This window comes from Acidobacteriota bacterium, assembly GCA_040754075.1.
In the GTDB taxonomy this organism is placed as follows: domain Bacteria; phylum Acidobacteriota; class Blastocatellia; order UBA7656; family UBA7656; genus JBFMDH01.
This window is the reverse complement of record JBFMDH010000033.1, coordinates 44,124-57,333: the sequence shown is the minus strand read 5'-3', so window position 1 is coordinate 57,333 and position 13,210 is coordinate 44,124. Positions and strand designations below refer to the sequence as shown.

The window sequence follows — 13,210 nt, the reverse complement described above, 5'->3', positions numbered from 1 at the left end:
AATGATGGTTGAGCTTTTAGCCACCCAACCATCAAAACGAATTTCCCAAGTTGTCAAAAGAAAAAAGCGGCTTTTCAGTTTGGCAGCGCTACACAGCAAAAGACTCTCCACAACCACAGGAGCCGGTGGCATTGGGATTGACGAACATAAACCCGCGTTGCATCAGTCCTTCCATTTTGTAATCGAGAATCGATCCGTTCAAATAAATAAAGCTCTTAATGTCAACGAAGACTTTGGCTCCGTCCTTTTCAAAAATCTTATCGGTCGGTTGCGGTTCGGTGTCGAGTGCCAGAGTGTACCCCAGTCCCGAACAGCCGCCGCCTTTGATACCGACGCGCAAGCCGCCTTCCGTTAGATTATTGTCATGCATAATCTCAATAATTTTAGCGGCTGCTTGATGAGTAATTTCGATTGCCATTTTCCTTCACTCCAAAACGATTTGATAAACCCGCGCGGTCAAAGACCGCTTGTTCAACGGGCAGGTTGATTGTCAGCGAGGTAATCCTTAGGCGCTGACGGTGGCTTCTTCAGCTTTTACTTCGGTCACTGCCTGTTTGGTTTGATAATCTTTCACTGCCGCTTTGATGGCGTCTTCTGCCAATACGGAGCAGTGAATTTTCACCGGCGGCAGATTCAATTCTTTAACGATTTCGGTGTTTTTAATCGCCATCGCTTCATCCACCGAACGACCCTTCAACCATTCGGTCGCGAGACTCGAACTGGCGATAGCTGAACCGCAACCGAAGGTTTTGAATTTCGCCTCTTCGATGATGTTGGTTTCCGGGTCAATTTTAATCTGCAATTTCATGACATCGCCGCATTCCGGCGCGCCAACCAACCCGGTTCCGACATTAGGGTCTTTTTTATCAAGGCTGCCGACGTTGCGCGGGTTGTTGTAATGATCGATGACCTTATCCGAATATGACATTTTTATCTCCTCATCCTATGATATTTCACGTTTATAAAAATTCGCCGAATCTCAATGACCTGTCCAGGCGACTTTGCTGAGGTCAACGCCTTCCTGCACCATCTCCCAGAGCGGCGACAGTTCGCGCAGTTTATTGACCGCTTCGTTCACTTTGCCGATGGTGTAATCGACCTCTTCTTCGGTATTGAAGCGTCCGAGTCCGAAACGAATCGAACTGTGCGCCAACTCTTCGCCAACCCCCAGAGCCTTCAACACGTAACTTGGTTCCAGGCTCGCCGAGGTGCAAGCCGAACCTGACGATACGGCAATGTCATTGATGCCCATCAACAATGATTCGCCTTCAACATAAGCGAACGAAATATTCAAATTGCCGGGCAAGCGGTGCTCGAGATGACCGTTGATATAAACTTCGGGAATCTCGTTCATAATCCCTGTGCGCAGCTTTTCACGCAGCGCGAAAACTCTCTGGTTTTCTTCGTGCATTTCCTGCCGGGCAATTTCGCAAGCCTTACCAAGTCCGACAATGCCTGTGACATTCAAAGTGCCGCTACGCATACCACGCTCGTGTCCGCCGCCATCCATCATCGGCACCAGCATCACGCGCGGGTTTTTGCGGCGCACATAGAGACCGCCGACGCCTTTCGGACCATAAATTTTATGCGCCGACATTGAAACCAAATCCACATTAAGCGCGTTCACATCGAACGGAATTTTACCGACCGATTGCGTGGCATCCGTGTGAAACAGCACGCCGCGCTCTTTGCAAACTTTGCCGATTTCGGCAATCGGTTGTAACACACCGATTTCATTGTTGGCGTGCATGATTGACACCAGAATGGTTTTATCGGTGATGGCATTTTTGACATCATCGGGCGTAACCAGTCCGTCGCTGCCTACCGGCAAATAGGTCACTTTGAAGCCGCGTTTTTCAAGTTTTTTGCAGGTGTCGAGCACCGCTTTATGTTCGGTGACGGCAGTGATGATGTGGTCGCCTTTTTCGTAATACATCTCGGCGACACCTTTGATTGCGAGGTTGTCGCTTTCGGTCGCGCCGCTCGTAAAGATAATTTCTTTAGGTGAAGCGCCGATTAGTTCGGCAATCTGTTTGCGCGAATTTTCGACCGCTTCTTCGGCTTGCCAACCGAACTTGTGGTTGCGACTCGCGGCATTACCGAACATTTCGGTAAAGTACGGACGCATCGCCTCGAAGACACGCGGGTCGCAGGGCGTGGTTGCGTGATAGTCCATGTAAATTGGAAGTTTGAGCGCCATTTTTTCTCCTAAAATTGCAAAACTAAAATTCGTGTTAGCAAAATTTCTTCAAGCTACCTCAGCGGCTTTCGTCTGTTTTTTCTTATCCGAAAGCAATTTGTCCGATTTCATTCTGAGGTGATAAACCACTTCGGCTTTCGGTTGATTGACCAAATCCGCAAGCGTGATGGAATCCATAAAACTGTTGATATGTTCATTCAACTGTCGCCAGATTGCGCCGCTCACGCACGATTCGGCAATCCGGCAATCGTGCGACGATTCATCCTTATCAAAACAGGAATTTGAATAAAGCGGCGGTTCAACCAGACGAACGATTTCACCGACCGAAATTTCCGACGGGTCGCGCGATAAAACGTACCCGCCAAACGGTCCACGGATGCTGTTGACAATGTCACCTTTGCGCAGTTGTTGAAAAATTTGTTCAAGGAACAACAACGAAATGCCTTCACGTTCGGAAATAGCTTTCAAAGTTACGGGAGCGCCCTTGGAATTTTGCGCAATGTCCAGAACGGCTCTCACCGAATATTTGCCTTTGGTTGAAATCTGCATATTCCCTCACAACGGCGATGCGCTTTTGCGTTCATTTACATTCGCCACCTGCAATTGTAGATACCCGACTAAAAAAGTCAAGTTTATCCTGACTGTTTTGGTCAAGTTTGAGGATAAATGTAACAAATTGTCTTGGGAAGTTACGGATTTGCATAAAGCGAATTGAGAAGTTAGATTGGATTTTCGCGCAATTTACCGAAACCCCTGCGCGACAGAACCATAATTTATTTTAAGAGGAGAACAAATGAAGAAGCTTTTTTCGCTTATTACCTTGATGACGATAGTTTCAGTAACCGTTTTTGCCCAGATGACCGGTGATAGAGGCGTTGCGGAGCTTGCGCTTTCCGGCGGTAAAGTTTCCGTTGAATACGGACGCCCATCACTCAAAGGTCGCGATATTGAAAAGATGCTCAATGAACAATTGCCGGTCGGCACTGCCTGGCGTATGGGTTCAAATGCGGCGACCACCTTGACGGCGGATGCGGATTTGAAATTCGGCAAAACTGTGGTCGCCAAAGGCAAATATGTGTTGCAAGCCAAACGCGCCGAAGACCAGAAATGGATTCTGGTTTTAACCGCTGAAAATCAAACGCCCGTTGAAGTTCCGCTGACCTTCAAAAAATCCGACCAGTCAGCCGAAATGCTGACGATTGCACTGACTGCCAAAGGCAAAGACGGCAAGTTCCTGCTGCATTGGGGAACCTTTACACTTTCCACCGAATTCAAAAAAGCTTAACTGCAAAACCATATAACCTCTGCAATCACTTTCTTGAATGTTTCGAGGTTGGAATGTGAACCCGAAATCAGGAAATGATTGCAGAGGTCGCAAAGCGTGTTTAGCTCCTCATTTGAATAATCCCTGCTACCTGCTACCCTGCGTTTTTCGCAAAGGCTTTCAATTTCTGCAACCGCGCTTCGGCTGCCGCCAGGGTTTCGTCTTTTTTGCAAAAGGTAAAGCGCACCTGATGCGCGCCAAGTTGCGGGTCGTGATAGAAACTGCTGCCGGGGACGACCGCCACACCGATTTCTTTCACCATGAATTTCGCGAACTCCACATCGTTGTCGTAACCGAAGGCGCTGATGTCAGTCATGATGTAATAAGCGCCGTCCGGGTCGTAACATTTGAAACCGACATCTTTTAAGACTTGCAAAACCTGCTCACGTTTTTCGGTGTACACAGCTTGCAATTTTTCATAATAAGAATTGGGAAGTCTGAGGGCTACTGCGCCCGCTTCCTGAAGCGGTGCCGCCGCGCCAACGGTTAAAAAGTCATGCACTTTGCGAATCGCCTGCGTAATATCGGGGCGCGCAATCGCGTAACCAACGCGCCAGCCGGTGACGCTATAGGTTTTCGATAAACCGTTGATGGTTATCGTGCGGTCTTGCATCCCATCAATCTTTGCCATAGCGATGTGCTGTTTGCCGTTGAATAAAATGTGCTCGTAGATTTCATCAGTGATAGCGATGACATTCCATTTTTGGCAGAGGCTGGCGATGAATTCCATCTCTTCGCGACTGAAAATTTTTCCGGTCGGATTATTCGGCGTGTTGATGATGATGGCTTTTGTATGGTTGTTAAATGCCGCTTCGAGTTCCGCTTTATCGAAAGACCAGTCGGGCGCATACATCGTCACATAACGCGGCGTGGCGCTCGATAAAATCGCATCCGGTCCATAATTTTCATAGAATGGTTCAAAGACAATCACTTCATCGCCGGGATTGGTGATAGCCATCATTGCTGCCATCATCGCTTCGGTTGAACCGCAGGTCACGGTGATTTCGCGTTCCGGGTCTACGTCGAGACCTAAATACCATTTGGATTTTTCGACAATCGCGTCGCGGAAATTTTTTGCCCCCCAGGTAATCGCATATTGATTGATGTCCGCATTGATAGCATCACAGGCTGCCTGTTTGATTTCCGCCGGAGCCGCGAAATCCGGGAAGCCCTGCGACAAATTAATAGCGCCGTAAAGGTTTGCCTGCCGGGTCATCTCGCGGATGACCGATTCGGTAAACAAATCGGCTTTGTTGGAAATAATTTTTTTCATTGTGGCGGTGAGATGGTTCGATAGTTCCGGGTTTGTAGAAGTCATTGGTTATTTGTCCTTAGTCATGAGTTATCGGTTTTTATTTTACAGGCAAAGCGTAGCGAAAAAAATATGGAATGCCAATAACAACTAACATCGCACCCATGTCGGGTGACAATTAAGCTTCGTGAAGCGTGAAGCGATAACCAACCCACGGTTCGGTGATGATATAGCGCGGATGTTGGGTGTCGGGTTCGATTTTACGGCGCAATTGATTGATGAAGACGCGCAGGTATTCCGTCTGTTCCGATGATTCCGAACCCCAGACGGCTTGCAGCAAGGCTCTGTGGGTGACGACTTTGCCCGCATTGGTCAACAGGTACTTGAGCACATCGAATTCTTTGGGGGTCAGTTTGATTTCCTGCCCGGCAACCGTAACCCGACGTTCGTCAATGTCAATCGACACATCACCGACCGTGATAACCGAAGTCTGCGCTTCGGCGATATGTTGCCGCCGCAAAATGGCGCGCACACGCGCCAATAGTTCTTCCATGCCAAATGGTTTCGTCACATAATCATCGGCGCCCGCATCGAGCGCCGCGACTTTGTTGCGTTCTTCGCCTTTTGCAGAGAGCACGATGATGGGCACTTCGGAAAATTCGCGCACCCGGCGACAGACCTCAAGTCCGTTCATGTCCGGCATCATCAAATCAAGGATAAGCAAATCGGGCATCTGTTTGTGCATTTCATCGAGCGCTTCTTTGCCGCCCTGTGCAGTGCGAATTTCATAACCTCGCGCCGGCAGACTGGCGCGCATCACGCGCAGGATTTGCAATTCATCATCAACCACCAGAATGACCGGCTTTTTGGATTTCGACTGTTCATTCATAAACTGCCTCGTTGTTCTCCTGTTCGATTCGCATTGCCGCAACCGATTTGGTTGCCGTGGGAATTTCAAAGGTGAAGGTTGAGCCGCGCCCCAATTCGCTTTCAACGGAAATTCTGCCGCCGTGCGCCTCTATGATACCGCGAGCGATACTGAGTCCCATTCCCGTCCCACTTCTTTGCTGGACGCTTTTTGAGGCGCTGCGATAAAACCTGTCAAAAATATGGGCAATCTCTTCAGCACTGATTCCTTCGCCCTTATCTTCGACGCTGAGGCTAAGTCGGTCTTTGCCTACACGCGCGCGAATGGTGATGACACGGTCGGTTGGCGAATACTTGGCGGCGTTTTCAACCACATAACTCAAAGCCTGTGTGAGTAACAGCGAGTCAACTTTGACAAACGGTAAAAATTCATCGGCATCGACAACGATTTTGTGATTGCGGGTCGCATCGGCGCATCGCTCAACCGTATTGCTGATAATTTCTGCAACCGCTGCCCACTCTTTTGCAAGATGTAACTCGCCCGCTTCGATGCGCGCCATCTCCAGTAAATTCTGCACCAACCGCGTGAGCCTTTGCACATCTTCACTGATAATCAAATGAAATTCGCTGAGCGCCTCTTTATCCCACTCAACATCTTTTTGCAAAAGGTTATCGATTGCCGCGCGCATCGAGGTGAGCGGCGTGCGTAAATCATGTGAAACGGAAGCCAGCAACGCCGATTTTAATTCATCGCTTTGTTTGAGGGCTTCCGTATAACTCAACTCCTTGAGCATCGCCGTGCGTTCCATCGCCAGCGCCACGAGTCCGGCGATGGCTTCGATGGTTCCGCGCTCCAGCGTTGATACCGTAACCACCATCACGCCGATGGATTTGACGCCGATTTTTAAAGGCGCATAGTAAATATGTTGTGACTGCAAATCCTGCCGACGTTTTTCCGGTAAATCCGCTTCGATGATTTCACCGCTTGCAAAACTTTCATCCAGGATTGAAGCATTCGGTTCAATGAATCGCCCATACTCACTTCTGGTGGCGACATTCAACTGATGCCAGTCGCCGTCTTCCGATTTAATAAACAAGGTGCAAAACGAAACATCGAATTCGGTAACGATTTGTCGAACCAGCGAAGGCATAACCGCTTTCGAGTCAGGCGTGATGATGATGGATTGACTGAGTTGATACAACTTGAACAGTTCTTCGCGACGGCGCTCGGCTTCACGCGCCCGCTGGCGGGCAATCGCTGACAGTTGACTGGCAATGATGGCGGTTATCAGAAACGCAAAGAGCGCCACCCAGTTTTGCGGGTCTTCAATGGTCAGCGTCCCAAAAGGCGGCAGAAAGAAAAAGTTGAAACAGAAGATTGCCGTAATCGCGGTAAAAATTGCCGATTTGAGTTTATGAAAAGAGGCGACCAACAAAACCACCAGCAGGAAACTGAGCGCCACCGTCGTGTGATTGACATCGACAATCACCAGCCGGTAAAAAGCCGTCACCGCTGCCACACTCAGTACCGCCGAGGTGTATCCCAAAAAATTTTGCACTGCCGCTTTGTTCATAAACGCATTGCTTGAAAGATACAGACCAAAGCAAAGGATTGCCAATGCTGGCTCAGGGCGTTGAGCAAAATCGAACGCCGGTTGATGATTGCATCCTCGCGCTTGCTCAACCCCTCGGCGTATGACAATCACAAATAATGCTAATCGGCGGGAATGATTTGCACAGCCGCATCTTTGACCTCGGCAAGAAACCGATTCAGTACCGAACCGTGCAGCAGAATTTCCCAACGCGACCGCGCCGATTGCCCGAAAATCACATGGGTGATGCCTTCGCGTTTGGCGAATTCGATGAGACCATCGGCGACGCGCCGCGCTTTTAATTTCACTACGGTTGCGCCCAGGCTTTCGGCAAAAGCCAGATTTTCGGCAATCTGTTGCGCCAGTTCGGGAGAGTTAGCAGAAGGATTTTCTTTTGGGGTTTCCACATAGACCGCGTACCAGACCGCGCCTATACGCCCGGCGATGCGCGCTCCGGCTCTGAGTAATTTTTTTGCGGTTGCGCCGGATGACATACAGACCATCACCTTTTCGGGAATCGGCGCAGGCTCCAAGCCTTCCCGTTCGCGATACTGCGCGGATTTTGACGCCACATCTTCGGCGACGGTTCTCAAAGCAAGTTCGCGCAAGGTCGACAGATTGCCTTTGCGAAAAAAATTGGTGAGTGATTGTTCAATCTTTTCCGGTTTATAGACCTTGCCCTGTTTAATACGGGTTCGCAGTTCGTCAATCGTGACATCGACATTCACCACTTCATCAGCGCGTTTGAGAAAACTATCGGGCACGGTTTCGCGCACCCGCACGCCCGATGACCGCGCCACCGCATCATTCAAGGTTTCCAGATGCTGAACATTCACGGCGGTCATCACATGAATGCCTGCATCAAGTAAATCCAATACATCTTCATAACGTTTATAATTTTTCGAGCCGGGGGCATTGGTGTGCGCCAGTTCATCCACCAGACAGATTTCCGGTTTGCGTTCGAGGATGGCTTCAAGATTCATCTCTTCGATGATGACGCCGCGATATTCAATGCGTTTTCGCGGAATGCTTTCAAGGTCAGCGATTTTCGCTTCGGTATCGCGGCGACCATAGGTTTCAACCAATCCGATGACCACATCAAATCCCTGACGCTTGAGCAGGTGGGCGTCTTCAAGCATTTGATAAGTTTTGCCGACACCCGGCGCTGCGCCGATGTATACACGCAAGCGCGCGTGTTGCGATTGGTTTAATTTCGCAAGCAAGGCTTCGGCAGTAGGTCGATTGTTGGATTGATCAGGCATTAATTTCGGGCGCTCGAATAACCGCCGATGGGCAACGTAAAGGTAAAGGTTGTGCCTTCGCCCACACGACTGCTGACGGCAATCTGTCCGCTTTGCGCTTCCACTAATTGTTTGGTCAGCGCGAGTCCGAGTCCCGTGCCGCCGCTGGTGGTTTTTTTAACCTGCGCAAAACGATTGAACAATGTTGGTAACTCATCTTCCGGGATGCCTTCGCCGGTGTCGCTTATGGCAAACATCACGCGGTCTACACGCTCTTTGGCTTCGATTTTAATTTCGCCGCCCATCGGCGTATGGCGAATGGCATTCGATAAGAGATTATCAAAAATCCGGCGCAATGCTTCACCATCAGCGACTACCCAGGCTAAATCGGGGGCAACATCCGCGATTAATTTTATCCGTTTGGCATCCGCGGCGCTTTGAAAATGTTCAATGACCGGGCGGGTGATGTCTATCGGTCGCAATCGTTCCATTGACAGTTTGCGGGTTCCCGATTCGATTTTTGAAAGTTCCAGTAAGTCATCAATGATTTCTCTCAGGCGTTCGGATTGGTCGCGGGCGTCTGTGAGCATAGCGGCTTGTTGAGCGTTCAATTCGCCGGTGTAACCTTGAATCACTGCATGCAGCGCCAGTTGCAAAGCCCTGAGCGGGTCGCGCAGTTTGTTTGAAGCGATAGCGATAAAATCGGTTTTCAGGCGATCAACTTCGCGCATTTCCGTGATGTCTTCAAGCAGGGTTACCGCGCCAATCAACCGCCCATCGCCGTCGCGCACAGGCGTGGTGCGCAGTCGATAGCTGCGTTCGTGAGCGCCGATTTTTACCGGCACAATCGCGGCGTCGCCTTCCTGGGCAACCGGTTTTTGCAAAGACATGGCATCACGCACGGCTTTGAGAATCAATTCACCGGCGCTAAATCGCGACAATGAGTAATCAATATCACCGGCTTCGTTATCCTGGGCGCGTAAGAAAAAATCCCTTGCCGATTTGTTGATTTGCGTGACATGCCCTTGCGCGTCGGTGACAATCACCGGTTCATAAATGGAATCCAGAACTGCATCGGATTTTTTCTTTTCGAGCAATAACTGCCATTGTTCGGACTGTCTGAGGTCGCGCAAGCGCACCGCCATGCGGTTAAACTCGGTGGCAAGTTCGCCGATTTCATCTTTTGAGGTGATGCTGATGTGTTGCTCGAAATCGCCTTCACCGATGAGCTTGGCTTTGGCGGTCAACACGTTGATCGGTTCAACCACATAATTGGTGAATCGCCAGGCAAACGCTAAAGCGGCAATTAAAGCAACCAGGGCGAGCATTGCCATCGAAACTTCGGCTTCCCATGACCGCGAAATCGCCCGCTCGTTTGCCGCCAGCATGGCTTGTTGATTGAGCTTTAACAAATCATCGAGGCGGTTTCTGAGCGCCACGAAATCCGGCTCCAGTTGCGCGAAATATTTTCCCGATTTTGTCGATGAGGTTTGGTCATTTTTCGCCTCCGCCACCTCGCTGCCGATGAATGTTTCAATCGTCTGACGATAGCTCGAAAATTGCCTTTCGATATCGGCAATGATTTTATCTTCATCCTTTTCGGTGATATTGCTTGCAGCAACCCGCAATTCATCAGCAAATTTACTGACATTTTCAGCAAATTGATTTTGTGCTTTAGCGGTCTGCCCGGAAATGGCGAAAAGCGCCGACGAATCCAGACGTTCGAGGGCATCTTTCATACGTTCAGCCGCGATAATGCTTTTATAATTATTTACCAGGATGACATCGATTGCCCGCCCCAGACTGACCAGATGATAAATTCCCCACACGCTTACCGCTAAAATCAGCGCAATCAGCAGTCCGTAGCTGGAAATCAGTTTTTGTTTGAGCCGCTTCATCGTTTGCTTAAATCATCGAGCGCGAGATTCAGTAGCAGTACATTGACGCGGGGTTCGCCTAACAGTCCGAAGGTGCGATGTTCAGTATAGGATAGAACCAGTTTGCGAATTTCGCTTTCGCTTATGCCGCGTTCGCGAGCAACTCGCGGCACTTGAAATTCTGCCGCTGCGGGTGTGATATGCGGGTCGAGTCCCGAAGCCGATGACGTAACCAGATCAACCGGAATCGCTTTGCCGTGATTTTGTTCACTTAATCTTTGCGCCAGGGGCTTGATTTTTTCATCCAGCAATTTCGCGCTTGTTGACGAAAGATTGGTGCCGCCCGATGCGCCCGCATCATATCCATTGCCCGCAGCCGATGGACGCGAATGAAAATATCCCGCACCGGAAAACGGTTGCCCGATCAGTCGCGAACCAATGACTTTGCCGTTTTTTACAATCAGGCTGCCCTGGGCTTTCTCCCTAAAAAAAAGTTGCGCGACGCCTGTAACCGCCAACGGATAGATGACGCCGACAATCACGGTTAAAACCACTGTCAACATCATTGCCGGAAAAATTTGTTTCGTGATTTCCATAACTACCTCAAAAGATTTGACGATTCGCCTGCCAGTCAAACTCACTCAATGAAATGAACCAGGAAGTATCTGGGTGTGTTTTGGTTCATCGTTCATCGTTCATACTTCATCGTTTCTTTTTAAGCCAAGCCAATCGCCGTGATAATCAAATCAATCAATTTAATGCCGATAAACGGAATGACGATGCCGCCCGCGCCATAAATTAACAGATTGCGTCTTAAAACTGCCGCTGCGCCGAGCGGACGATACTTGATGCCTTTGAGCGCCAGCGGCACCAGGGCAATGATAATCAGCGCGTTGAAAATCACCGCCGATAAAATTGCCGATTCCGGGGTTGCCAATTTCATGATATTGAGCGCCGCCAGCGGTCCCGCTTTTGCGCCCGTCAACGCATAAAGCGTCGAAAACATCGCCGGGATAATCGCAAAATATTTCGCTACATCATTGGCAATCGAAAAGGTCGTGAGCGCGCCGCGCGTCATCAATAACTGTTTGCCAATCTCAACGATTTCAATCAACTTCGTCGGGTTGGAATCGAGGTCAACCATGTTGCCCGCTTCTTTTGCTGCCATCGTCCCTGAATTCATCGCCACGCCAACATCCGATTGCGCCAGCGCGGGCGCGTCATTGGTGCCATCGCCGGTCATTGCGACGAGTTTGCCTGCCGCCTGTTCGCGTTTGATTAAATCCATTTTGTCTTGCGGTTTGGCTTCGGCAAGAAAATCATCAACCCCGGCTTCGCGGGCAATGGCTGCGGCAGTGAGCGGATTATCGCCGGTAATCATAATGGTTTTAATGCCCATTTTTCTGAGTTGTTCAAAACGTTCGCGCATACCGCCTTTGACAATGTCTTTCAGATAAATGACGCCGAGGGCGCGATGATTATCGGCAACCACGAGCGGCGTACCTCCGGCGCTGGCGATGCGTTCAATGACTTGCTGAAGTTCCGCAGGGATGTTGCCGCCTTTTTCTTTAACAAAGGCGCTCACGGTATCTGCCGCGCCTTTGCGAATCGAACGACCATCGAAATCGACGCCCGACATGCGCGTCTGCGCGGTGAAGGGAATAAACTCGGCTTCGTGCGCGGCAAGCTCGCGACCTCGCAAACCATATTTGGTTTTTGCCAGCACCACGATTGACCGACCTTCGGGGGTCTCATCCGAAAGGCTCGAAAGTTGCGCGGCGTCTGCCAGTTGTTGTTCATTAACGCCCGGCACCGGGATGAATTCCGTAGCCTGACGATTGCCGAGCGTAATGGTTCCGGTTTTATCGAGCAATAAGGTATTCACATCGCCCGCAGCTTCGACGGCACGCCCGGACATTGCCAGCACATTGTGTTGAATGACTCTGTCCATTCCCGCGATACCGATTGCTGAAAGCAAGCCGCCGATAGTCGTCGGTATCAGGCAAACTAACAAGGCAACCAACACGGTGATGGTTGGCGGCTCGGCGGGTTTAAAAATTCCTGCGGCGTTCGATTGATCGACACTATAAATCGCATAAGGCAAAAGGGTGACGACCGCTAAGATAAAAATAATCGTCAATCCCGCGAGCAGAATGTTTAAGGCAATTTCATTCGGGGTTTTTTGTCGCTCTGCGCCTTCGACAAGCGCAATCATGCGGTCGAGAAAAGTTTCGCCGGGATTTGAAGTGATGCGGATTTTTATCCAGTCCGACAGCACACGAGTGCCACCGGTGACCGATGAACGGTCGCCGCCCGATTCGCGAATGACCGGCGCGCTTTCCCCTGTGATTGCCGATTCATCGACGGAGGCGACGCCTTCAACGACTTCGCCATCGCCGGGAATAAACTCACCGGCGCGAACCAAAACCAGATCACCTTTTTTCAACTTAGGCGCGGGCACGGCTTCGGTTTGAATATCATTGATGCCGCCATCACTTACATCTTTGACAATGCGGTGAGCGATAGTTTCGGTCTTGGCTTTGCGCAAGGTATCCGCCTGTGCTTTGCCGCGCCCTTCTGCCATCGCTTCGGCGAAATTGGCAAACAGCACGGTGAACCACAACCACAAGGCGACTTGAATGGTAAACAAAAGATTGGCGGTATTGCCGACAGCAATGTCGCGAATAATCAAAACGGTCGTCAGAATGCTGCCGATTTCAACAACGAACATCACAGGATTTTTGGCTACTAACTTGGGATTCAATTTGATGAATGAATCCTTGATTGCCCGTTTAACAATCGCCGGGTCGAATAAAGGTCTTTTTTGTGCTTTGTCTGACATAACTCCTCCAATTGC

12 protein-coding genes are annotated in these 13,210 nt (G+C 50.0%); 1 reads left to right on the top strand and 11 read right to left on the bottom strand.

Annotation, left to right across the window (positions count from 1 at the left end):
* Window positions 1-88: 88 nt before the first annotated feature.
* The 4 genes from AB1757_25910 to AB1757_25895 all read right to left on the bottom strand — a co-directional run bounded on the left by AB1757_25910 (window position 89) and on the right by AB1757_25895 (window position 2,749).
* Window positions 89-418, bottom strand: coding sequence for an iron-sulfur cluster assembly accessory protein (locus tag AB1757_25910; GenBank protein ID MEW6130497.1), 330 nt, complete (start codon window positions 416-418; stop codon window positions 89-91).
* An 87-nt stretch (window positions 419-505) separates the two neighbouring features.
* Window positions 506-928 carry a Fe-S cluster assembly scaffold IscU gene (iscU, locus tag AB1757_25905; protein MEW6130496.1) on the bottom strand — a complete coding sequence of 141 codons (423 nt, stop codon included), beginning with the start codon at window positions 926-928 and terminating at the stop codon, window positions 506-508.
* 51 nt (window positions 929-979) lie between these two features.
* The gene (locus AB1757_25900; GenBank protein MEW6130495.1) at window positions 980-2,200 is read right to left on the bottom strand and encodes an IscS subfamily cysteine desulfurase; all 1,221 of its coding nucleotides are present in this window, start codon (window positions 2,198-2,200) and stop codon (window positions 980-982) included.
* Between the two features lie 48 nt (window positions 2,201-2,248).
* The gene (locus tag AB1757_25895) at window positions 2,249-2,749 is read right to left on the bottom strand and encodes an Rrf2 family transcriptional regulator (GenBank protein ID MEW6130494.1); all 501 of its coding nucleotides are present in this window, start codon (window positions 2,747-2,749) and stop codon (window positions 2,249-2,251) included.
* Window positions 2,750-2,993: 244 nt separating this feature from the next.
* Between AB1757_25895 and AB1757_25890 the strand changes: the two genes are divergently transcribed.
* Window positions 2,994-3,485: a DUF2911 domain-containing protein gene (locus AB1757_25890; GenBank protein ID MEW6130493.1), complete on the top strand. Its 492-nt coding sequence runs from the start codon at window positions 2,994-2,996 to the stop codon at window positions 3,483-3,485.
* Between the two features lie 133 nt (window positions 3,486-3,618).
* Here AB1757_25890 and AB1757_25885 read toward each other — a convergent pair whose 3' ends face one another.
* From AB1757_25885 to kdpB, 7 genes are all read right to left on the bottom strand, one after another.
* Window positions 3,619-4,842 carry an aminotransferase class I/II-fold pyridoxal phosphate-dependent enzyme gene (locus AB1757_25885; protein MEW6130492.1) on the bottom strand — a complete coding sequence of 408 codons (1,224 nt, stop codon included), beginning with the start codon at window positions 4,840-4,842 and terminating at the stop codon, window positions 3,619-3,621.
* Window positions 4,843-4,954: 112 nt separating this feature from the next.
* A complete protein-coding gene (locus AB1757_25880; GenBank protein ID MEW6130491.1) occupies window positions 4,955-5,665 on the bottom strand; it encodes a response regulator transcription factor in 711 nt (236 codons plus the stop codon).
* Window positions 5,658-7,217, bottom strand: coding sequence for an ATP-binding protein (locus tag AB1757_25875; protein ID MEW6130490.1), 1,560 nt, complete (start codon window positions 7,215-7,217; stop codon window positions 5,658-5,660). The genes AB1757_25880 and AB1757_25875 overlap by 8 nt, the downstream gene beginning before the upstream one ends.
* A gap of 140 nt (window positions 7,218-7,357) precedes the next feature.
* On the bottom strand, window positions 7,358-8,497 hold the full coding sequence (locus AB1757_25870) for a universal stress protein (GenBank protein MEW6130489.1): 1,140 nt from the start codon (window positions 8,495-8,497) through the stop codon (window positions 7,358-7,360).
* On the bottom strand, window positions 8,497-10,374 hold the full coding sequence (locus tag AB1757_25865; protein ID MEW6130488.1) for an ATP-binding protein: 1,878 nt from the start codon (window positions 10,372-10,374) through the stop codon (window positions 8,497-8,499). Before AB1757_25865 ends, AB1757_25870 begins: the two co-directional genes overlap by 1 nt.
* Window positions 10,371-10,943, bottom strand: a complete 573-nt coding sequence (gene kdpC / locus AB1757_25860; protein ID MEW6130487.1) for a potassium-transporting ATPase subunit KdpC — start codon at window positions 10,941-10,943, stop codon at window positions 10,371-10,373. The genes AB1757_25865 and kdpC overlap by 4 nt, the downstream gene beginning before the upstream one ends.
* 125 nt (window positions 10,944-11,068) lie before the next feature.
* A complete protein-coding gene (kdpB, locus tag AB1757_25855) occupies window positions 11,069-13,195 on the bottom strand; it encodes a potassium-transporting ATPase subunit KdpB (protein ID MEW6130486.1) in 2,127 nt (708 codons plus the stop codon).
* Window positions 13,196-13,210 lie beyond the last annotated feature (15 nt).

Coding starts and splice junctions, on each gene's coding strand:
- AB1757_25910 (MEW6130497.1), bottom strand. CDS start 418: ATGGCAATCGAAATTACTCATCAAGCAGCCGCTAAAATTATTGAGATT.
- iscU (MEW6130496.1), bottom strand. CDS start 928: ATGTCATATTCGGATAAGGTCATCGATCATTACAACAACCCGCGCAAC.
- AB1757_25900 (MEW6130495.1), bottom strand. CDS start 2,200: ATGGCGCTCAAACTTCCAATTTACATGGACTATCACGCAACCACGCCC.
- AB1757_25895 (MEW6130494.1), bottom strand. CDS start 2,749: ATGCAGATTTCAACCAAAGGCAAATATTCGGTGAGAGCCGTTCTGGAC.
- AB1757_25890 (MEW6130493.1), top strand. CDS start 2,994: ATGAAGAAGCTTTTTTCGCTTATTACCTTGATGACGATAGTTTCAGTA.
- AB1757_25885 (MEW6130492.1), bottom strand. CDS start 4,842: ATGACTTCTACAAACCCGGAACTATCGAACCATCTCACCGCCACAATG.
- AB1757_25880 (MEW6130491.1), bottom strand. CDS start 5,665: ATGAATGAACAGTCGAAATCCAAAAAGCCGGTCATTCTGGTGGTTGAT.
- AB1757_25875 (MEW6130490.1), bottom strand. CDS start 7,217: ATGAACAAAGCGGCAGTGCAAAATTTTTTGGGATACACCTCGGCGGTA.
- AB1757_25870 (MEW6130489.1), bottom strand. CDS start 8,497: ATGCCTGATCAATCCAACAATCGACCTACTGCCGAAGCCTTGCTTGCG.
- AB1757_25865 (MEW6130488.1), bottom strand. CDS start 10,374: ATGAAGCGGCTCAAACAAAAACTGATTTCCAGCTACGGACTGCTGATT.
- kdpB (MEW6130486.1), bottom strand. CDS start 13,195: ATGTCAGACAAAGCACAAAAAAGACCTTTATTCGACCCGGCGATTGTT.